We start from the raw sequence: 22,354 nt of genomic DNA, 5'->3' as shown, positions 1-22,354 counted from the left end.
GCTTTCAGCAGAACTTCTATTACATTTGAAATATTAACTCAATACGAAAAATGCAACAGGCTTTAAGCACTTGAGTAAATGAATAGCTTTAGATTACAGGCACATAATAAAGCATGCTATATTCTTACACTAAAAGCATTGTCACTTGGTGTCTTTGGTATTCATAAGGCTAATTTTGTGCTAGCTAAAGCCTATTGCTTTTTGCCTTAAAGCTCAAAAGCAATTTTGTCATGACAGAAACTATTTCAACAGCACGTCCAACTCGTCAGTTCTTAGGTGAAGATTTTGAACTCACTACTTGGGAAAGCGTCAAGCCTTTCTACGAAAACCTTATTAGCCGAAACATCGCCAGTGCCGATGACCTCCGTAAATTATTTGCCGACCGCTCTGAATTAGAAAGCTATCTTTCTGAAAACTTTGCTTGGCGATATATCAAAATGACTTGCGATACTACCGACAAGAATGTAAAAGCTCATTTTGACCAATTTGTTACTGAAATCCAACCAGAATTAGCGAGCTACGACGATTTATTGAACAAAAAAACCTTAGATAGCCCTTATCTAAAAGAACTTTCCGAAAGTGGTACAGAAGCTGAGGCTTTTTATGTAACACTGCGTGGAATGCAAAAATCTACTGAAATTTTTAGAAGCGAGAATATTCCATTATTTACCGAAATCCAAAACCTTTCGAGCGAGTACCAAGGTACTGTTGGTGTAATGACCGTTGAAATTGATGGTGTTACCAAAACGCTTCAGCAGGCAGGTGTTTATCTGGAAAATGCCAATCGTGAAGTGCGTGAAATGGCCTATCGAAAAGTACAAGAACGCCGTTTTCAAGACCACGATAAGCTTGATGAGCTTTTCAACAAACTGCGTGATTTACGTCATCAGGTGGCTATTAATGCAGGTTTTGACAACTACCGAGATTATTCTTTTGCAGCCCTCAAGCGCTTTGATTATACTCCTAACGACTGCTTTCAGTTTCATCAGGCTGTAGCCGAAACAATTGTGCCTATTTTGAATCAGTTGGCAAGCGAACGAAAAAATGCCTTACAACTAACAGACCTTCGTCCTTGGGACAAAGGCGTGGATATTCAAGGGCGGCCTGCCCTACATCCTTTCAACGGAGGTGAAGATTTGCTGAACAAAACAATTGAGTGTTTCAACCTACTCGACCCGTTCTTGGGCGAATGCCTAACATTGATGAAACAAATGGGACGTTTAGACCTTGAATCAAGGGTTGGAAAAGCTCCAGGTGGATACAATTATCCTTTAGAAGAAACAGGCTTTCCGTTTATTTTCATGAATGCCTCGTCGCTGATGCGCGATGTCATTACAATTTTGCATGAAGGCGGTCATGCTGTACATTCGATTGTTACAAAAGATTTGAGCCTAAATACATTCCGTAGCTTTCCTTCGGAAGTGGCCGAGCTGGCTTCTATGTCAATGGAGCTTATCACGATGGATTACTGGCACGTTTACTTTAATAATGAAGAAGACCTCCGTCGAGCCAAAATTCAGCATTTAGAAGACATTCTAAGTACTTTGCCTTGGGTAGCTACTGTCGACAAGTTTCAACATTGGATTTATGAAAATCCTACCCACACTGTAGCCGAACGCACAGAAGCTTGGATTAATATTTATGAACAATTTACCGATTCGGTAACTTCATGGGGTGGTATAGAAGCTTATAAGGCTACATTGTGGCAACGTCAATTGCATATTTTTGAGTTACCATTCTATTATATTGAATATGGTATTGCTCAATTAGGAGCGATTGGCGTATGGAAAAACTACAAAGAGAATCCACAAAAAGGGTTGCAGGGGTATTTGAATGCCCTAAAATTAGGCTATACCAAACCCATGGGAGCTATTTATGAAGCGGCCAATATTCCTTTCGATTTCTCAAAAGAACATATTGCGTCATTAATGAATTTCTTACAAAATGAGCTAAAAGCCCTAAAAGCCTAAAGCCAAGGCTGTTGTATGGTATTTAACAAAAATCCCATCGAGACTAGGTCTGGATGGGATTTTTTATTGTCTTCTAATCAAGGTAAACTACACTTTGATTTCAACATCAACACCTGAAGGCAATTCTAATTTCATCAAAGCATCAACTGTTTTTGGAGAAGATGAATAGATGTCGATTAGACGCTTATAAGTACACAATTGGAATTGTTCACGAGCTTTTTTGTTAACGTGTGGAGAACGCAGAACTGTGAATTTCTCAATTTTAGTAGGCAAAGGAATAGGACCTGAAACAACAGCACCTGTAGCCTTAACAGCCTTCACGATTTTTTCAGCCGATTTGTCCACTAATGTGTGGTCAAATGACTTCAATTTGATTCTGATTTTTTGATTCATTGTGTTGGTACGTTTAATGAAAACCAACCCGAAAGTACCATAAGCTTCGGATTGGGGACTACAAAATTACTGACTTTCAAGTTATTGTACAACATTGCACAATGTTTTTTTTATGGTTCAATTGGATTCATGCCTATTACTGCTAAAATTCTGACAAACTCTTCATTCAGAGGTGCATCTATAGTAAGTGGCTGTTGTGTAATAGGATGTACCAACGATAATGAGGCGGCATGTAACAGCATTGTGTTCAGTCCAAAATGTTGTTCAAACATCTTATTGTGTTTACACTCACCATGAGTTTTGTCACCAATCAAATAATGGCGTAATTGGGCAAAATGCCTACGAATTTGGTGCATACGGCCAGTTTCAGGATAAATCTCGGCCAATGAATACCGAGACGTTGGATAACGACTTACTTCTATGGGTAGCTCTATTTGCTGTAAACACTTAAATCGAGTAAGAGCATCCTGCATATCGCCATTTTCTTTGGCCAGTGGCCTATCAATGAAGCCTTCTTCTGGCAAATATCCTCGTACCAAAGCCCAGTATTTTTTGTGTGTGGTATGTTGTTCAAACTGCTGTTTGACCAGTTTATCAACCTCTTTATTCAAGGCAAATAATAGTACGCCACCCGTTTTACGGTCAATTCGGTGACATGGACTTACCCATACACCCAGTTGGTCTCGAAGTAGCTGTAAGGCAAATACAGTTTCTTCGGCCGCAATAGGCGAGCGGTGTACCAACAAATTATGAGGTTTGTTGATAGCTACAAGATATTCGTCTTGATAAAGAATGGGGAGTGTCATTGGCATAGGGGATAAATAAAACCGCCCCCACGACAAGTCGAGGAGGCGGTAGCTTATATACAACTAGCAAGCTAGCGTGTTATTACAAACCTTTAGCTTTTTTCACTACTTCGTCAGCAATGTTTTGCGGAACGAATTCATAGTGAGAGAAAGTCAAGTTAGCTGTAGCACGACCAGAAGACATTGTACGAAGGTCAGTTACATAACCGAACAATTCAGACAATGGAATATCTGCTTTCAAGATTACAGCACCTTGTTTTGAGTCCATACCTTTCATCATACCACGACGACGGTTCATGTCACCTGTGATAGGACCAGTATATTCGTCTGGAGTAACAACTTCAACAGCCATGATAGGCTCCATCAATTTAGCACCTGCTGCTTTTGCTGCTTCTTTGTAACCCATACGAGCTGCCAATTCGAATGACAATGCATCTGAATCGACATCGTGGAATGAACCGTGGAACAAACGAACACGCATTGAATCCATTGGGTAACCAGCTAAAGCACCATTTTTCATAGCACCTTCAAAACCTTTTTGGATAGCAGGGATAAATTCTTTTGGAATTACACCACCAACGATACCGTTAACGAATTCCAAACCTTCTTTACCATCTTCTCTTGGTCCCATTTCGAATACGATATCGGCAAACTTACCTTTACCACCTGATTGTTTTTTGTAAACTTCACGGTGTTCGGTAGTTTTAGTTAACGATTCTTTGTAAGCTACCTGAGGAGCACCTTGGTTTACTTCTACTTTGAATTCACGACGCATACGGTCGATGATGATTTCAAGGTGAAGTTCACCCATACCTTTGATGATAGTCTGACCTGTTTCTTCGTTAGATTCAACTTGCAAAGTAGGATCTTCTTCGATCAATTTACCAATAGCTTTCGAGAAGTTGTCTTGGTCAGCAGATTTCTTAGGCTCGATAGCATAACCGATAACTGGGTCAGGGAATACCATTGATTCAAGAACGATTGGAGATTTTTCAGCAGAAAGGGTATCTCCAGTTTTGATATCTTTAAAACCTACAACCGCAGCAATATCACCAGCCTCTAAACGCTCGATAGAATTTTGCTTGTTAGCGTGCATTTGGAAGATACGTGAAATACGTTCTTTGTTGCCTGAGCGGTTGTTCAAGATATAAGAACCCGCTTCAAGTACACCAGAATAAGCACGAACAAAACACAAACGACCTACGTAAGGGTCAGTAGCAATTTTGAATGCCAATGCAGCAAACGGCTCGTCAACACTTGGTTTACGTTCGATTTCTTGTTCTGTTCTTGGATCAGTACCTTTAATAGATTCTTTGTCCAATGGAGAAGGCAAGATAGCCATTACATAATCCAACATTGTTTGAACACCTTTGTTTTTGAAAGATGAACCACACAACATAGGAACAATTTTCATTGAGATAGTAGCAGCACGAAGAGCAGCCAAGATTTCGTCTTCAGAGATAGACTCAGGGTCTTCAAAATATTTCTCCATCAAAGACTCATCAAATTCAGCTACAGCTTCCAACAATTTCTCGCGGTATTCTGTTGCTTCGTCAAGCATATCTTCAGGAATAGGTACAACTTCAAAAGTCATTCCTTTATCGTGCTCATTCCATTTGATACCACGGAAGTTCACTAAGTCAACTACACCTTCAAATTTATCTTCAGCACCGATTGGTAATTGTAAAGGCACAGCATAAGAACCTAACATTTCTTTTACTTGCTTACATACATTCAAGAAATCGGCACCCGAACGGTCCATTTTGTTTACAAACCCTAAACGTGCTACGTTATAGTTGTTGGCCAAACGCCAGTTAGTTTCTGATTGAGGCTCAACACCATCTACAGCACTAAACAAGAATACTAGACCATCCAATACACGCAAAGAACGGTTTACCTCTACGGTAAAGTCAACGTGACCTGGTGTGTCAATAATGTTAATATGATAATTGTCACCTCTATAGTTCCAGTTTACAGTAGTAGCTGCCGAAGTAATAGTGATACCACGTTCTTGCTCCTGCTCCATCCAGTCCATTGTAGCAGCACCATCGTGTACTTCACCAATTTTGTGGCTTACACCTGCATAGTAAAGAATACGCTCTGTGGTTGTAGTTTTACCGGCATCAATGTGGGCAGCGATACCAATGTTTCTTGTGAATTTTAAATCCCGTGCCATTGTTTAAATGTTGATTATTTAGTTTTATTTCTTGCTTCATTAAACTGGTTATACCTTGTCGTAATCTTCTAACTATCAATATTTAATTGATTTCCCACGACTAACCATCTTAAAATCAGGGTGCAAAATTACTGAATCTTAATGAAATACAAAAATTCTAGGTGATAAGTTTTCGTTATTTAAGCTTTCAAAAACCTTCTCGCTCTTTTTGTACTATCCTAAGATGCTATTCTATGATTCAATATCTGGTTATATTCAACAAAAAACGCTCGTTGCAACTGCCACGAGCGTTTTGGTATCACCTAACCACTAAATATATTTTTATAGACAAGAATGATTACATTTCTTAATCTTTCCTTATCGAATATTTGCTTTAAATCGAGCCGATGATAACTGAGCTTGTTCGCCTGCTGCATTGTTGGCTACGATTATCAATTCACCTTCTACTTCATCATCGGTAAGTTTGGTAATATTTACACGACCTACCCCATTCTGTAACCCTTCCTCATTGGGCAAGATAGTCTGATAAAAATTATTAATATCTCTATAACGATTGATGTCTTTTACCAAATTCCCAACATTTTTCTGTGCATTATTGCCCGGAATAAAAAATGTTCCTTTATCATTAACATTGTATAACTTTACATACACAGACTCAGCCGTTTTATCGTCGGTTACAATGATTGTGATATTCTGACTCCCTCTTTCTGATGCCTTTTTCACCTCTACTTCGGCTGTACGCATTTTGTGTGTTGTACTGTCGCCAAAGCTTATTGTCCCTTGGAAATACCCTTCTTTACGCTGATTGAACTCGGCCAACCCATGACTAAATGAGATGATACTCCCAACCAAAGCTAAGATTGTTCCTAATAGAAACGTGGGACTACTGAGGAGTCTTCTTCTTTTAATTTTCATGCACTTAATAATTTAAATGTACTTTAACATTAGGCTATTAATTGCTTTTACTTTATAAATTCCTCCTTTATGTTGAGATTGTTTTCCTCAAAAATCAACATTTAAGTTGTACTTTTCTAATCTAAGCAAAAGCAAAAGTATTATAGTTATCCTAGTAAATCAATAATTTGTCGATTGTATTTGAATTAAAGTTATTAAACGGTATGTTTTTAAATTATACTCGCTTTTTTTTTGATTCGGCTACAATATTGTTTTATAGACGCTATACCTCCCCAAAAGGTTGCTATGTTTTTGATGTTTTTTTTCATACAACAAATAAGCCCCTCATAAACAACTCATTACAAACTACTGTATTCTATTTATAAATAAATAAGCCTTTTTTTACTTGTCTGTAATTGCTTCTTATAGGCCTTTCTTTTTTTTTCAGTGTTGTTTTGATTGAGTATTTAGTACATTTTTTATAAAAAAATATTGCCTCATTTTCGTAAATAATGACCTGTATAGAGGATTTACAGAAGGAGTCTCTATTTCATAACACAACAAAATATTTTCACTACATCAAAATCCTACCAATAACCTGACATTCAGGGTTATTATTTTGCTCCTTCTTTCAGCATTTCAAAAAAAACACCAAAAGTGGTAATTTATTACGTGTTCGTATATTTTAAAGTAGAACTACTTTTCCAGAGCAAATAATTATTAAAAATACTTGAAAAGAGATTTGCTTATTTTGGATTTTAATAAGTTGGATCTATTTGTAGCAAGAAAGAATGAACAAGAAATCCTCGATAATGAAAATATACTTATTCCAACTATTATCTTTGATGAACTTTTATTGTTAGTCCTTCGGACTGATGAATATTTTGTAGTAATAATGCAACCAAAAACGGCCTAAAAAAACGTTGTTTAGGAGGAGCTAATTCAGTTTTATCGAATTTTTATCTTTTAAACGCATTTTTTCAAAACTGTTAGGCCAAAAACTTGTTTAAAGAAATGGAGTTATTTACCAATTCTCCCGCAATGGAAGCACAACGTGCTACGGTATCAGGTACAGAATTAGCTGGTACGGATGCACGAAAAAAAATGAAGAAAATGAAATCTTTTCAAATACCAGAACTCTATCAGAGCAGTATCATTGGAGGAATCAAAGAAATACGTCGCTTTAGGGATAAATTAAAAAAAGATTTTACCCCTACGGTATTAGACTTTGGTTCAGTGCGATTTCTTATTTCAAGGCATTTTGGGTTTTGTTATGGTGTAGAAAACGCCGTGGAAATTGCTTATAAAACCATTGAAAATAATCCGAATAAGCGTATTTTTTTGTTATCAGAAATGATTCATAATCCCGACGTGAATGCAGATTTGCTGAGTCGTGGGGTAAAATTTATTATGGATACTTCAGGAACACAGCTTATTCCTTGGCATACCCTCACTGCCGACGATGTTGTCATTGTACCTGCTTTTGGTACAACTCTCGAAATTCAACAACGTCTTTCTCATATTGGAATTAATGCTTACCAATACGATACGACTTGTCCTTTTGTAGAAAAAGTTTGGAATAGAGCTTCGGCTATTGGACAAAAGGATTACACCATTGTGGTACATGGTAAGCCTGCTCATGAAGAAACCAGAGCTACGTTTTCGCATGCTAAACAAAATGCCCCTACTATTGTGGTAAAAGATATGAAGCAGACGATTGAGTTGGCTAAATATATTACTGGTGAAAAACCTGCCAAAGATTTTTATACTGAATTTCAGGGACAATACTCGGAGGGTTTCGATATTGAAAAGGATTTGACTCGTATTGGCGTAGTCAACCAAACAACCATGCTAGCATCTGATACACAGGCTATTGCCGACTACCTGAAGCAAATCATGAAAGCCAAATACCATGTAGAAGGAACTGACATAACAGCGTATTTTGCAGATACCCGTGACACCCTTTGCTATGCAACCAACGACAACCAAAGTGCAACTTATGGTCTACTTGAAAAAGAAGCTGATTTGGCTATTGTTGCTGGAGGATATAATTCGTCGAATACATCGCATTTGGTAGAACTCTGCGAACAAAAACTACCAACTTATTTTATTTCGTCGGCCGAAAAAATTCTGGCCAATAATTTAATTAGTCATTTTGACTTACATCAAAAGGTAGAAAAAGTTACGGAAGATTTCTTGCCTCAAAAAGAAGTATCTACCATTATGCTTACTTGCGGGGCATCTTGTCCTGATGCAGTTGTTGAGGCTATTTTACTACGGCTTTTATCGTTCTTTCCAGATGCTCGAAAAGTAGAAGATGTTATTGCTAGTTTATAAATACAAAAAGCATTAATAGAGACGTAATAGCTTGTGTCTAAAAATAATGTCAAAAAAGGCGGTCGAAAATTGTTTTTTGACCGCCTTTTTTGATACACAGTTGGGAGTATAATCCTAGTTCCAAACTTCGGGATGACTCATGTTTTTGTTAGATATTCTTATACTATTCAAATTTTTTCAGAATCTTTTCTACGGCATCTAAATAGCCCCCTCCAAAAAGATTGACATGTACCATTAAAGGGTATAAATTATAAATTGGAATTCTATCGCCAAAGCCATTTTCGATAGGATATATTTCATGATACGCTTCATAAAAATTGGTATCAAAACCTCCAAACATTGTGGTAAAGGCTAATTCGGCTTCTCGCAAGCCATAATAACAGGCTGGGTCTACGAGGGCAACAAGCCCACTTGAGTCGGTCATAACATTACCCGACCACAAATCGCCATGAATCAAAGCAGGCTTTTCGTTGGGGATGAGAGTAGGCAGTTGTTCGCAAAAAGCCAAAATACGGTCGTATAATTGCTGGGTAATACGGCGTTCGTACAAGGCTAAGCCTGCTTGTACTTTTAGGCGTTTTTCGATCCAAAAACTTACGCCATTGTCCATCCATTCGTTACTTTGTGGCAATGCCCCTATGTAATTATTATAGTCTAGGCCAAATTGTGGAGCAGTATGCAAATGCAATTGGGCTAATTTCTGCCCAAAATCAGACCAATAATTATTTTGTTTGAAAGCGGCAGTCAAAAACTCCATCATTAAGTAATGCTTATCTACAATTTTGCCATAATTCACTACCTTCGGAATAGACATAACATGGGTGTCGCCCAATACTTTCAAGCTTTTAGCCTCCGATTCAAACATTCCATCGTGGTCGCCATGATTCCATTTAATAAAGAAATCGCCTTCCTTTACTTTTACTTTTACAGCCAAGTTAAAATTTCCTCCATAAAAAAATTGGAAGTCAAGTACTTCGGGGTTGTATCCTAAGTTTTCAAAAAGAATCGTTTCTATAAACTGGTATTGTTCTTGTGTCTGAAATGTCATTGTATCGTTCATTTTTGTTTGAAAATCCGTATCATAACGGTCAAACTATATCATAGTATCGATCAAAAATGTAATCTATAGCCAAATTTAAAGGTTTTGTTGGAATACATAAAAGCCTTAACTTGCATATAAGTAACTGAATAACTTTATTGGGCAATAGCCGATAAAATAATCAACTGACAATCAACACATTAATAATCAAATTCATATAAAACGTTTTGATTTATGTTATTGTTTAGGAAAGATTATTATCACTTTTGCCAACATAAGGTTTTTTGTACCAAAAATTAACACAATTATCTCGCTACTTTTTATTTGAATCAATAAACATTCATTTCCAAGCAATTTATGAAATACAAAAAACACGTATTTATCTGTACTAATCAGAAAGATGCACCCAAGAAATGTTGTGGAGAAGACAGAGGCATGACCTTGGTTAATGCCTTCAAAGAGTCTCTGAAAGCAAAAGGTTTACAAACTGAAATTCGAGCTCAAAAAACAGGTTGTTTAGATGTCTGTGCTTTTGGCCCAGGGTTGGTTGTATATCCTGAAGGCGTATTTTATGGCAATGTTCAACCCTCCGATGTTGAAGAAATTGTTGAAAGCCACTTAGTAAACGACAAGGTTGTTGAAAGATTGGTAATAGCTTAGTTCGATAACGATGAGTCATTGTGATGATTCATCGTTATATTTCTACAAATTTACGCTTTAACATCTAAATTCCATTTGGCTATGTTTAGAGTTTATCCAACCCTGCTCAATACTTTTTCTTTGTATCTGAACGAAACGAAAGATTCGCAGGGCAACCTTTTGGTTGATTTGGGCGAAATGCTAGACCGCATCAATCGTGTTCCCAAGCCTACTACCGAAGCCCAACAAAGAGGCATTAATTTTGAAAAAGCCATCACTACTGGCGAAAACGAAGAGGCTTTTAGCGAGTATGTAGTGGAAAAAACAAGGGCCTTTCTTCCTCCCAAGTACAAAACTCAAGTGTATGCCGAAACACGCTATAAAGAATGTATTATTTATGGCTATGTAGATATTGTGGGGGGTAGTCGGGCTATTGACCTCAAAAGTACACGCTATTACGAACCCAATAAGTTTTTGAACAACCACCAAAACCTATATTTATTAGGTTTGCAAAACTATGGTATCAAAACCCTAGACTATATTATTACTGATTTTACAGAGGTGTATCAAGAAACTTATAGCCTTGCCAACTATAACTTTAGCCCTCTGTATCAAGAAATAGATAGCTTTATGGAGTTTTTGAGACAGAATCGTAAAAAAATCAGAGATAAGAAAATCTTTGTAACACAAACAGACACTACACAACTCAACTTGTTTTAGCTATAATATCGCTTTTAATTCTTTTAAATGACGGATTTGGAAGGTTGGTTTTTCGGGATGCCGTTGGTCGTTGGGATTAAAAAATACAGCATCTATTCCTACGCTCATTGCCCCCAGAACATCGGTATAGAAAGTATCTCCAATCATCAAACACTCTTTGGGCTTGGCTTTCACCAAATCGAGGGCATAATGAAATATCTCGGGGTCAGGTTTTTTAAATCCTGAATTTTGAGAGGTAACAATATGTCCAAAATAATGTTTTATACCTCCACTATTCATTTTTACATCCTGAATTTCATCGAATCCATTGGTAATAATATGAAGGGGGTATTTAGGTTTTAGGTAAGTCAGAATTTCTTGGGTATAAGGTAACAAATACGGCTTTCGAGGCGAAATTTCCAAGTAAGTATCCGATATTGCATCACACTTTTCATGGTTGTCAACTCCCAAAGCAGAAAAAATTATCCTGAAACGAGCATGACGTAACTCTGCTTGCGAAATCTTACTTCGTTCATAATCCAACCAAAGCTTATGATTCACTTCGTTAAACTTATGATAAAACTTTTCGGGCGTAGCTATCCCTAAGTCTTTCAATTGAAATAATTGATAAACCTCCTCTAAAGCAATTTTGGAATTTACATGATGATCCCAAAGGGTGTGGTCTAGGTCGAAAAAGATGTGCTTATACATAAGTAAGGGTTTAGCATTTGTTATTGGCTTTGAGTGATATTACCCAAAGCCAATAACAAATGCTATTTTAGTAAACAAACTCCCCAAAAGGCGACTGAATGGTTACTTGTTTATTTGCTAAAGCTTCAACACGGCCAATGATTTGGGCATTGATACCAAACGATTTAGAAATATCAATCACTGTTTGAGCGTATTCAGGCTTGAGATATACCTCTAAACGGTGTCCCATATTAAATACTTTGTACATTTCCTTGAAATCTGTTCCGCTTTCTTCTTGAATCAATTTAAACAAGGGAGGCAGTTCAAACATATTATCTTTGATGATATGCACATTCTCGACAAAATGCAGCACCTTTGTCTGAGCACCACCTGAGCAGTGTACCATTCCATGAATTACGGCACGTAACTCTTTCAACAAGGCTTTCACTACTGGAGCATAAGTTCGAGTTGGCGACAGAATCAACTGGCCCACATTGAGCGGCGTATCTGCTACGGTATCGGTCAGGTTTTTAGAGCCACTATATACCAACGATTCAGGAACGGCAGGGTCAAAACTTTCGGTATATTTATTAGCCAAATAATGCCCTAACACATCATGACGGGCAGAAGTGAGGCCATTACTACCCATACCACCGTTATAGCTATTTTCGTAGGTAGCTTGTCCAAACGACTCCAATCCAACAATAACATCTCCTGCTTGGATAGTATGGTTTGAAATAACATCCGAACGTTTCATCCGAGCTACCACTGTTGAGTCAACAATGATTGTTCTTACCAAATCGCCAACATCGGCGGTTTCACCACCTGTACTCCAAATACCAATACCATTATCTCGAAGCATTTGTAATACTTCTTCAGTACCGTTGATAATTTCGGCAATAACTTCGCCTGGAATCAAGTTTTTATTACGCCCAATGGTACTCGAAAGGAGCATATTGTCGGTAGCACCCACACAAATCAAATCATCGGTATTCATCACCACAGCATCTTGAGCAATACCACGCCATACCGAAATATCGCCTGTTTCTTTCCAATACAGGTAGGCCAAAGATGATTTTGTACCAGCTCCATCGGCGTGCATGATATTACAATAAGCATCGTCACCACCCAGCATATCGGGCGAAATTTTACAGAATGCTTTTGGAAAAAGCCCTTTATCTAGCTTTTCAATTGCTTTGTGTACGTCTTCTTTCGAGGCCGAAACCCCTCTTTGTGCGTAGCGTTCTTGATTCACAGTAGTATGAGTTAAAAACAAAACTGTTTGAGTAGCCAATTTTACTCAAACATCAAATATTTGGCAAAAATACTAATTTCTTAGGATAGATTCTCTAAAAATACCATTGGGAAAAAGGAGAAGTAAAATTTAAGCTTGTATTTTGGCAACAAAAACATGAGTCATCCCCAATATTAGGTAATGTAAAAAGAGACCACCTATTGGGGTTTATTGTGATTCATAGGGTTGTTAAGTGAACATTGAAGAGGCTTATCAATTGCTTAAATGATAGAAATTTAAGGGGTATTTATAAAAAAGCAGTCGAAAATTGTTTTTCGACTGCTTTTTTATGTTGAATGTCAGCATTGCACATCTTCAGCCGCAAAGCATTGCGTCTCTACTGGTAAAAAACATATTCAAAAATAATTACTCATTCACTAAATTTGGGATTACTCATGTTGGTGTATTCTGTGAGTTTTTTTGCCCTCGACAGGCCTTCAATTGACTTTGTTTGTCTTTGATGAGTATTTGGAGCTGAGTGTTTTTTTGTTGAATAACCCAATGTCCAATCACAAAACCAATAATAGCTACAAGAAGTAGCAAAATAATTATTTCTGTAATAGCTACCCCTTTTGATAAGGGGTTTAAGACTAGATATATCATAACGGTATTTTTTTAGTTGATCCTATAGGCAAAATATTAATTCGCCAATTTGTGTAGCTTTACAACTTGTGTATTTTATTCTTTTCCTTTATTAAGAATATCCTGCCAATCTTTGAGTTCTTGCCAGTTGCCATTGGCAGCCATTTGGGCTTGGCGTGGCCATGTACTTGGGTCGTGCATCTGAAAACGTGGCCCCGCCAAATGTAATAACTCACGGATAGTTTCTACTGGAACTTTACTGAGTTGCCCAAAAGTATAAATATCGTTTTGGTTAAGCAATTGTTCTATTTTAGGGCCTATTCCTTCTATCAACTTCAAATCGTCTTTTTCATCTCCAAGAGGCACGAGCAAAGCACGAGCAAATGCTTTTTCGGTAGCATTTAGTGGTAAGGTAGCGTCTGTGTTGACTTTTGTTTTTCTTTGTTTTTCACACAACTTCAACTCTTCGTCAAGCTGCTGAATTTGAGCATCAAGACTAATGGACTTATCGGAATTACGGTATCCAATAATATAACCTAAAAAACCTGCACCAAGCAACATAATAAGGTGCTGCCACCAAGCATTTTCTTGTAATAATGGATTAAGTTCAAACATCTTTGTTATGAGTTTAGGGTTATTGAATACTGATTACAACACGACGGTTAGCTTTACGACCTTCTTCTGTGTCGTTCGGGCTTTGTGGTTCGGCCTCACCTTTTGAAATAACAGTAATGCGACTAGCATCAATACCTTGTTTTTGTAAGTATTTCTTTACAACATTTGCTCGGTAAGCTCCTAATTTTAAATTGAAAGATTCTGTACCTGAATCATCCGTAAAGCCTAATAATGACACCTTTTTGTCGGTTGATGTCTTCAAAAAATCAACAACTTTACTTAGTTTAATATCGCTTGAGTCGGCTGTGTGGTAGGTAGTTTTTCCATAATCAAAGTAGAGTGTCAAAGAAGGCATATTACTTGTTGTTAATGCTGGGGCTGAGGCTTGGAAAGCAAAACTAACACCTCCAATAAGCGTATCCAACTTGAATACTAGATCGTCTAGTAGTTGCCCTTCAGTAGAAATAGTTTTGCTATTAGCGCCATTAGTAACCAAATAGTTTTTGATAGCTTCGGCACGTGCTATCCCCAAATTAGGAAAATTTGTCGTATTGCCTTCGCTACTGCTATAGTAACCAACTAAGAGTGTGGATATACCTGTATTTTTCTGAAGATATGATTGAAGTTGAGCCATTTCGGGCAAGACTTCACTGAAATCGGGAGTATTCCCTGACCTTGGGAATTTGATATTACCTTGTGCTGTCAGGTCGAAAGAAGTACCATCTTTTAATTGTAAAGTTGGCAACTGAGCTTGTATGTTGGGAGTAACAACACTTTCTATAATAGGGGCATCACAAAGCTCTTTAATTTTGCAAACGTGCCAGTAGGTAGAGCCTGCAATCCACAGGGCTAGGGCTATGGCCCAAGGGGTAGTTTTTTTTAGCATGGTCTTATAAGCGTAATTTTATCGTTATGTTTATAAGACTATACTCAACCACTTAAGTCACTGAAAATGAAAAACACAGAAGCACAGTTGCAAAGAAGAATATATCTTTGCAACTGCCAATTCAAGGAATATTATAGTTGAGCAAATTCTTTGGCAAAATAAGTCAATATGATTTTTGCACCTGCTCTTTTAATAGAAGTTAAGCTTTCAATCATGGTTTTTGTACCATCTAACCAACCGTTTTGAGCGGCCGCTTTTACCATAGCATATTCGCCCGATACGTTATAAGCCGCAATAGGAATATTGAAGTTATCGTTGAGTGTTTTGATAACATCTAAATAAGCCAAAGCTGGTTTTACCATCAAAAAATCTGCACCTTCCAGATAGTCTAGTTCTGCTTCTATCAAAGCTTCTCGCACGTTAGCAGGATTCATTTGATATGTTTTTTTGTCACCAAACTTCGGAGCTGAATCTAGGGCATCTCTAAATGGCCCATAAAATGCTGAAGCATATTTGGCCGAATAAGCCATAATAGACACGTCGGTATAGCCTTCGTTGTCTAGAATATCACGGATATACCCCACACGGCCATCCATCATGTCTGAAGGGCCTACAATATCGGCACCTGCTTCTGCCTGAGCCAAAGCCATTTTACCCAATACTTCCAAGGATTCGTCGTTGAGAATTTGTCCATTTTCCACAATCCCATCGTGGCCATCTGAACTGTAAGGGTCCATTGCAACGTCCGACATCACACAGATACTAGGGAAGGCATTTTTGATTTCATTGATAGCCTCCAAATACAAGCTTCCTTCACGGTGGCTTTCTGAGGCGTATTTATCTTTTAATGCTTCTGGCAATTGTGGAAACAAGGCAATCGAACGAATACCTAAATCCTGTACTACCGATAATTCTTCTAATAGCTTATCTAATGAATAGCGAAAAATCCCAGGCATTGACTTTACCTCGCTGACAAGGTTTTGCCCCTCCATTACAAACATTGGATAAATAAAATCATTTACTGACAATGTAGTTTCTTCAACCATTGCCCTGATAGCAGGCGATTGACGATTTCTTCTTGGTCTTCTTAACATCTTTACTTGTGCCAACCTTTAGCGGTATGGACTTTAAATTAGAAACCCTGTATTTCAGTTGTTGGTGCCACAAAGGTAATAAAACTCAAAAGGCGAAACCGACAATTTTGCAACTATTTATACACAGGGCTGCTCAGTTTGATTTGGTTATAGGCTGCAAATACACCTAATCCATTTTCTACATTGGTATAGGTCAAAACGGGTTCGCTAAAAGGGTTTCGGCCGCTGCGTCGTACTTTATCTACCGACGTATTGAATAAATAGTACGGTTCGTCGGTTACAGCTACATATATATCGACATAACGCCTAACTACTTCGGGGGTATTGGATACCGACAAAAGAAATGCCTGAGAGGTCATAATACCATTTTCTAGGCCATAGTCGCTCATGTATTCTTGGCGAGTATTCACCAATTGTCTTAGATTAAATGCCTTTCCTGTTGGGTCTATCACCCGCTGGCTTTCGTAGTAAAATACACCTATAGCATAATAATTGGCTTCGTTAGAAAAGTCAGGGAATCGAATATTCACGGCAGGGTATTCTACATTATTGCGGTCGTAGTCTGTACTAAAAAAAGTAGATACTGTATTTGACGCTACCCTTTTGGTAGGAACAGTACAACTAGCACGCACGGTTTTGCTTCCAACGGTAGCCTCAATAGTGTAGCTTTGTCCTGCCCTAATAGGTATATCCTTAGCACTTACCACATAGCGATATTTCTTATTGTAGGTACTTACTACACTATCGTTATGGGTTAGTTCTATATTTTCTATATACTGTAGCTCTCGGTAACTAGCCTGTACGGTCTTAGCGTTATTTGATAGAGTCACTTTAGCATTTGGAATAACAGGATAGCGGTCTTCTCCTTCCTGAATTACGCCAATTACAGGAGTATTATAGGTTAACGATATTTCGATAAGAGTATCTTGTGGCGAAATAAAACTTTGTAAAACCAGCCTTTCCTCGAAGGGCAATACAATGTCGTTAACGAGCTTTTCGCACGACCAGCCCGTTATGCCCAATATGATAATTAACCAATATTTTCTCATAATCAAACTCATTGATTGGTAGGTATTTTTCTTTTCTATTTTCCTAAAATTTAAAACTATACGTGGCCGAAGGAATAATACCAAACAAAGCATATTGTGCCAACGACTTTTCTGTTGTTTGGGTAACAGGGTCGTACACACTTTTGAAGGTATAGAAATAGGCATTTTTTCGGTTATACAAATTATAAAAACCAAACTCCCATGTTCGTAAATGTCCTTTTTTCATCTTTTTATGAAACTGCACTCCTATATCAAAACGATGATAAGGAATAGCCCTAAAATTGTTGCGTTCTACATAATCGGGAATTTCTCTGGAGCTATTGTAGTATTGGCTTATCCCAACGTCGCTGAGTCCTGGAATATGGCTGTAGGTTTGATATGTTGATACTGGAATCGTAAATACATTACCCGTACCATACACCCAAGTAGCCGACAATGTTACTTTGGGGTTAATATGGTAAATTCCTACCAATGAAAGGTCATGACGACGGTCGTATTTAGGATAAAATTCTTTACCAAAATTCAATTCGTCAAACTGATGAATTATCCATGAAAGCGTATACCCAACCCAACCCGAAAATTTTCCTGATTTTTTTTGTAATAAAAACTCAGCTCCATACGAATGTCCTTTGCCAGCAGTAATATTTTCTTCCCAAGGTCGCTCTTGTGCTTTTGAACGAGTAAAACGGTCTAAGGTGCCATTTAAAATAAAGGAACTTCCTTCTTTAAGGGCAACGATATTCTGCATGGTTTTGTAAAATCCTTCGAGCGTTATGGCAAACTGCTTTTCGGTAAAATCTTTGGCCATTCCTAAGGCTATTTGTTTTGAGTTTTGAGGATGAATCAAGTCGGTAGAAGGTACCCACAGGTCTGTAGGCAAGCTTGCTCCTGAATTAGATACCAAATGAATATATTGATTCATAACAGCATACGACGACTTAATAGCCCAGTCCTTGGGTAGTGTCCACGCCAAGGCTATCCGAGGTTCAAAGTTCTGATAGGTTTGTTTAGGAGTACTAAAGCTAGAATGCCTTAGCCCTAAATTGATTCGGAGGTTTTGAATAGGGCGATAGGTATCTTCAAAATAGATACCTGTTTCGGTAGCGTCTATGTTTTCGACGGCATCTTTGTAGCGAGAGGCCACATCGTCTTGAAGCTCGATAGCCGAAGGGGTAAACCTATGTTGAGTCAGTAGTCCTCCCCATTTGATAGTATGTGTTGGGCTGGGGATAAAATCAAAATCTACCTTGATACCTATATCACGAATACCCGACGAATAGTATAAACTAAAATTATTAAACCCTGCAATACTGATATTGGACTGTTGATTGGCTGTCTGAAAGTTGTAATTACTATAAATCAGCGATAGATTGCTAAACAGGCGTTCGTTGTACAAATGATTCCAACGTACTGTAGCGGTGGTATTGCCCCATTCTATAGCTGCTTCTAGGCTTGATTTTTCCTGAAAATCTCTGGCAAATAGGCGGTCTTGTCCAAAATATCCGCTTAAAAAGAGTCGGTTTTTTTGACCAAAATCATAGTTTAGCTTCGCATTAAAATCATAAAAATAGTATCGGCTACCTTTAGATTCTTTTGGGATAAAAGGCTGAGTCAGAATATCTAAGTAGGTACGCCTTGCCGATACTAAAAACGATGATTTCTGGTTTTTGGAAATAGGCCCTTCAGCTACAAGCCTAGCTCCAATAATACCAATGCCACCTTCAACATGGTATTGCTCTTTGTTACCTTCTTTCATTTGCATTTCAATAACCGACGAAAGCCGTCCTCCAAAACGAGCAGGAAAACCACCTTTGGTCAGTTCTACACTTTTGAGAGCATCGCCATTGAACACCGAAAAGAAGCCGAATAAGTGATAGGCGTTATAAACTGGGGCATCGTCGAGAATAAGCAAGTTTTGGTCGGGGCCACCGCCACGCACATAAATACCCGCACTGCCCTCAGCTCCTTTTTGTACACCGGGCATGAGTTGTAGTACTTTTAGCACATCCTTTTCACCCAAAAAAGCAGGAATATCTCTTATTTGTTGGATGGGTAACGAAATTTGCGACATTTGAACCTGTTCAGAAACTTTCTGTTGCTCAGGAGCATTGGCAACGACCCTTACTTCGTCGAGGTCTTGACTAACAGGCTGTAAATCAATATTTAGTTCATTTTTGGGTTGTAAGGTAAGTTCTATAGATTGGGGCTGATAACCCACAAAGCTAAATACTATCGACAGCTTTTCAGCATGACTAACACTCAGAGAATAAAAGCCGTAGTTATTACTTTGAGTACCTATTTTGGCCCCCTTAATATACACACTTACCCCTTGCAGTAGCTCGCCACTTCCTTTTTCTTTGATATATCCACTAATTGTATACCTAGTAGGTGCTTGAGCAAGCGTAATATTGGCGAAGTAACCACTTAAAGTAAAGCAGCACAAAAGCATGTACAGTTGGGTCATAGTGGGAAAGGCATTAGCATAAAGAATAAGCTATTTTAGATTCAAGACAGCAATATATTTGTAAAATAATAGAGAACCCACAAAAAATTATATTATAAAACTTAAAATCAAGCAATTATCCTAATGTTACCAAATTTAACAATTCCTTAACATTGACGTAAATAAGTATTTTTACTTTTGTACAGTAATTACCAATATGAAAAATCTTATAAAAAGATACGCGATATAAGAAAACAAAAGGCTTAGTACCCAAATCACTAATTATCTATCATTTCCTTTTTAGCCCAAGTCTTATATCTCAAATTAATTTACAAAACTATGTTCGGATTAGACACGTCCTTGTTCATTCTTCTCTTCCTTTGCTTATTCTTAGCTTGTGCATTTGAATTTGTCAATGGTTTTCACGACACAGCAAATGCTGTTGCTACCGTTATTTATACCAATTCCTTAAAACCAACACAAGCCGTTGTTTGGTCGGGCTTCATGAATTTTGTGGGTTTACTTACAGGTGGTGTAGGTGTAACTATGTCAATCATTGGTTTGTTACCCACCGAGCTCCTCATCGACCCCAATGTTTATCACTCCATGTCGATGGCACTAGCCATGTTAGGGGCTTCTATTATCTGGAACTTAGGTACGTGGTACTTTGGTATTCCTGCGTCATCATCGCACACTTTGATTGGTTCAATCATTGGTATTGGTGTAGGATATGCCCTATTACCTGAAAATAAAGCGGGTTTGTCGACCGTAAACTGGGACAAAGCTACCGAGATAGGGCAAGCTCTTTTGCTATCGCCACTTTTTGGTTTTGCAGTAGCTATTGTTTTTATGTATATCTTGAAAAAATCTGTTGCCAACAAAGAAATTTTCAAAGAACCTAAAAAAGATACACCTCCACCAATGTGGATTCGTGCAATGTTATTTACTACTTGTACTTTGGTAAGCTTTTTCCACGGTCGTAATGATGGACAAAAAGGGATTGGTTTGGTAATGCTTATTTTGATTGCTTTTTTACCTAACTATTTTGCCTTGAATACAGACGTTGACCCATTCAAATTACAGGGCGAAGTAGTAAAAGTACAATCGATTATAGCTAAAATAGATACTAACAAACTTTCGTCTACCGAAAAAGAGAGTTATAATAAAGTTGTTAAAGCAACGAATGGCTTAAACAAAATATTGCTCGACAAAACGTTGATTGACCATCTTTCAACAGAAAAAAAACTAGAAATTCGTAAAGATGTTTTGGCTATTTCAAAACATACCAAAAAATTATCGGAAAGCGATGCTGTTGCTTTGAGTGCCGATGACAAAAAGGTATTGAAGTTGGCTACTGCTGGCGAAAAACCTCCATTCTTTACATTTGGCAACTCCAACAAAGGGCTTTCTTCCTTAACAGACTTTGCTCCTACTTGGGTAATGTGGATGATTGCTTTATCGTTGGGCTTAGGAACAATGATTGGTTGGAAAAGAATTGTGGTAACGATTGGTGAAAAAATCGGAAAGCAACACCTTTCTTATGCTCAGGGTGCTTCGGCCGAGTTGGTAGCTTCTATTACCATTGGTTTGGCTACTGCTTACAAATGGCCTGTTTCTACAACGCACGTTTTATCGTCGGGTATTGCTGGGTCTATGGTGGCATCTAAAGGTATCAAAAACTTGCAAGGCGGTACTGTCAAAAATATCGTTATGGCTTGGGTATTAACACTTCCTGTTACTATTATCCTGTCGGCCACGTTATTTATTTTCTTGCGTTGGATTATCGGATAAGATAAACGCACGGTAGTCTCATGGTTGTTGAAGCCATGAGACTATTTTTTTAGTACTTCAACATATACCAACCAATATAGAAAATCAAAATCATGAAAAAGACTTTCCTAACGGCAATCTTGCCGTTATTAGCTACTGCTTTGTCTTTTGCTCAAAACCCAAGGCAGTATTATCATATTGCTAACGGATGGACAGACTTAAATATCTCTGGAAAAATTGCTGGAAAATTTTCGTGGCAACTCGAAAACCAACAACGTCGCCAAGATATGCAAGGAGACTACAACGAGGCTACCACCACAGGAAACCCATATCATAATCTCAATCAGCACGTTTTTAGACCTTGGGTTCACTTCCAAATGAATCCTAACGTTCGCTTCTCGTTAATGCCTTTTGGCTGGATAGGCACAAACCGCTTTAAAGATGGTGCTCCTTCCGCTTTTTTTGCCGAATACCGTATTTCACCACAAGTAATCTTGACTCAAAATATTGGCCGTTTAAAAATCGACAACCGCTTCCGCTATGAATTCAGATGGCTCGGTCAAAATGAAAGCGTTGATGATAAAAGCTTTTTGTATGGTGGCGATTTTACTAATGCTACTTTCCGTGAGCGTTTTAGATACCAATTAAAAATGACTCTTCCTATCAACCATGCCAAAATGGACGACAAAACATTATATGCTCAAGCCTATAATGAGTTATTTATCAATGCAGGCAAAAATGTTGCAAATCTCAATTTACTCGACCAAAACCGTGTCTTAATTGGTCTAGGATATAAATTCAACAAATTTTTGTCGGTAGAGGCTGGTTATATGCAACAAACTATTTATCGTTTCAACAACGCCAACAAAGACAATGTTGAAATCAATAATATCTTACAGTTAAATTTAGCTGTCAACAATTTTGAACAATTATTTTCAAGCAAAAAGTAATCTAATACCATTAAGAGTAGTAAGTAAT

19 protein-coding genes are annotated in these 22,354 nt (G+C 37.8%); 6 read left to right on the top strand and 13 right to left on the bottom strand.

Annotated elements, in window-relative coordinates:
• Window positions 1-230: 230 nt before the first annotated feature.
• A complete protein-coding gene (locus tag FLEMA_RS0143485) occupies window positions 231-1,970 on the top strand; it encodes a M3 family oligoendopeptidase (protein ID WP_026996841.1) in 1,740 nt (579 codons plus the stop codon).
• An 87-nt stretch (window positions 1,971-2,057) separates the two neighbouring features.
• Here the strand turns inward: FLEMA_RS0143485 and rpsJ are convergent, their stop codons facing one another.
• The 4 genes from rpsJ to FLEMA_RS72440 form a co-directional block, all read right to left on the bottom strand.
• Complete coding sequence (gene rpsJ / locus FLEMA_RS72455) at window positions 2,058-2,363, bottom strand: 30S ribosomal protein S10 (protein ID WP_044172971.1); 306 nt, start codon at window positions 2,361-2,363, stop codon at window positions 2,058-2,060.
• Between the two features lie 110 nt (window positions 2,364-2,473).
• Window positions 2,474-3,169: a pseudouridine synthase gene (locus tag FLEMA_RS72450; protein ID WP_218918542.1), complete on the bottom strand. Its 696-nt coding sequence runs from the start codon at window positions 3,167-3,169 to the stop codon at window positions 2,474-2,476.
• A gap of 82 nt (window positions 3,170-3,251) precedes the next feature.
• Window positions 3,252-5,345, bottom strand: a complete 2,094-nt coding sequence (fusA, locus tag FLEMA_RS72445) for an elongation factor G (protein ID WP_044172967.1) — start codon at window positions 5,343-5,345, stop codon at window positions 3,252-3,254.
• Window positions 5,346-5,702: 357 nt separating this feature from the next.
• Complete coding sequence (locus FLEMA_RS72440; RefSeq protein WP_044172965.1) at window positions 5,703-6,260, bottom strand: hypothetical protein; 558 nt, start codon at window positions 6,258-6,260, stop codon at window positions 5,703-5,705.
• 1,092 nt (window positions 6,261-7,352) lie between these two features.
• Between FLEMA_RS72440 and FLEMA_RS0143360 the strand changes: the two genes are divergently transcribed.
• Window positions 7,353-8,576: a 4-hydroxy-3-methylbut-2-enyl diphosphate reductase gene (locus FLEMA_RS0143360; protein ID WP_026996833.1), complete on the top strand. Its 1,224-nt coding sequence runs from the start codon at window positions 7,353-7,355 to the stop codon at window positions 8,574-8,576.
• A gap of 163 nt (window positions 8,577-8,739) precedes the next feature.
• Here the strand turns inward: FLEMA_RS0143360 and FLEMA_RS72435 are convergent, their stop codons facing one another.
• Window positions 8,740-9,636 carry a fructosamine kinase family protein gene (locus FLEMA_RS72435; RefSeq protein ID WP_229359494.1) on the bottom strand — a complete coding sequence of 299 codons (897 nt, stop codon included), beginning with the start codon at window positions 9,634-9,636 and terminating at the stop codon, window positions 8,740-8,742.
• Window positions 9,637-9,972: 336 nt separating this feature from the next.
• On the opposite strand from FLEMA_RS72435, the gene FLEMA_RS0143315 reads away from it, so the two are divergent.
• The gene (locus tag FLEMA_RS0143315; protein WP_026996831.1) at window positions 9,973-10,275 is read left to right on the top strand and encodes a (2Fe-2S) ferredoxin domain-containing protein; all 303 of its coding nucleotides are present in this window, start codon (window positions 9,973-9,975) and stop codon (window positions 10,273-10,275) included.
• Window positions 10,276-10,356: 81 nt separating this feature from the next.
• Window positions 10,357-10,974: a hypothetical protein gene (locus FLEMA_RS0143310; RefSeq protein ID WP_044172961.1), complete on the top strand. Its 618-nt coding sequence runs from the start codon at window positions 10,357-10,359 to the stop codon at window positions 10,972-10,974.
• Here FLEMA_RS0143310 and FLEMA_RS72430 read toward each other — a convergent pair whose 3' ends face one another.
• The 8 genes from FLEMA_RS72430 to FLEMA_RS72395 form a co-directional block, all read right to left on the bottom strand.
• The gene (locus FLEMA_RS72430; protein WP_044172958.1) at window positions 10,975-11,664 is read right to left on the bottom strand and encodes a YjjG family noncanonical pyrimidine nucleotidase; all 690 of its coding nucleotides are present in this window, start codon (window positions 11,662-11,664) and stop codon (window positions 10,975-10,977) included.
• A gap of 67 nt (window positions 11,665-11,731) precedes the next feature.
• Window positions 11,732-12,898, bottom strand: a complete 1,167-nt coding sequence (locus tag FLEMA_RS72425; protein WP_044175056.1) for an AIR synthase related protein — start codon at window positions 12,896-12,898, stop codon at window positions 11,732-11,734.
• Window positions 12,899-13,330: 432 nt separating this feature from the next.
• On the bottom strand, window positions 13,331-13,540 hold the full coding sequence (locus tag FLEMA_RS77140; RefSeq protein WP_044172955.1) for a hypothetical protein: 210 nt from the start codon (window positions 13,538-13,540) through the stop codon (window positions 13,331-13,333).
• 75 nt (window positions 13,541-13,615) lie between these two features.
• On the bottom strand, window positions 13,616-14,134 hold the full coding sequence (locus FLEMA_RS76265) for a helix-hairpin-helix domain-containing protein (protein WP_052354200.1): 519 nt from the start codon (window positions 14,132-14,134) through the stop codon (window positions 13,616-13,618).
• A 19-nt stretch (window positions 14,135-14,153) separates the two neighbouring features.
• The gene (locus tag FLEMA_RS76260) at window positions 14,154-15,020 is read right to left on the bottom strand and encodes an OmpA family protein (RefSeq protein ID WP_052354199.1); all 867 of its coding nucleotides are present in this window, start codon (window positions 15,018-15,020) and stop codon (window positions 14,154-14,156) included.
• 131 nt (window positions 15,021-15,151) lie between these two features.
• The gene (gene hemB, locus FLEMA_RS72405; protein ID WP_044172952.1) at window positions 15,152-16,114 is read right to left on the bottom strand and encodes a porphobilinogen synthase; all 963 of its coding nucleotides are present in this window, start codon (window positions 16,112-16,114) and stop codon (window positions 15,152-15,154) included.
• A 113-nt stretch (window positions 16,115-16,227) separates the two neighbouring features.
• Entirely contained in the window at window positions 16,228-17,163 is a 936-nt protein-coding gene (locus FLEMA_RS72400; RefSeq protein ID WP_159102716.1) for a DUF4249 domain-containing protein, read from the bottom strand.
• Window positions 17,164-17,206: 43 nt separating this feature from the next.
• Window positions 17,207-19,627, bottom strand: a complete 2,421-nt coding sequence (locus FLEMA_RS72395; protein ID WP_081681363.1) for a TonB-dependent receptor — start codon at window positions 19,625-19,627, stop codon at window positions 17,207-17,209.
• A 318-nt stretch (window positions 19,628-19,945) separates the two neighbouring features.
• Here FLEMA_RS72395 and FLEMA_RS0143080 point away from each other — a divergent pair, with 318 nt between their 5' ends.
• Complete coding sequence (locus tag FLEMA_RS0143080) at window positions 19,946-21,397, top strand: inorganic phosphate transporter (RefSeq protein ID WP_026997936.1); 1,452 nt, start codon at window positions 19,946-19,948, stop codon at window positions 21,395-21,397.
• Window positions 21,398-21,489: 92 nt separating this feature from the next.
• Complete coding sequence (locus FLEMA_RS0143075; protein ID WP_026996827.1) at window positions 21,490-22,326, top strand: DUF2490 domain-containing protein; 837 nt, start codon at window positions 21,490-21,492, stop codon at window positions 22,324-22,326.
• Window positions 22,327-22,354 lie beyond the last annotated feature (28 nt).

Source organism: Flectobacillus major DSM 103 (genome assembly GCF_000427405.1).
GTDB classification, from domain to species: Bacteria; Bacteroidota; Bacteroidia; order Cytophagales; family Spirosomataceae; genus Flectobacillus; species Flectobacillus major.
The sequence above is the reverse complement of the archived record's forward strand: the minus strand, read 5'-3'. Positions and strand labels throughout refer to the sequence as shown.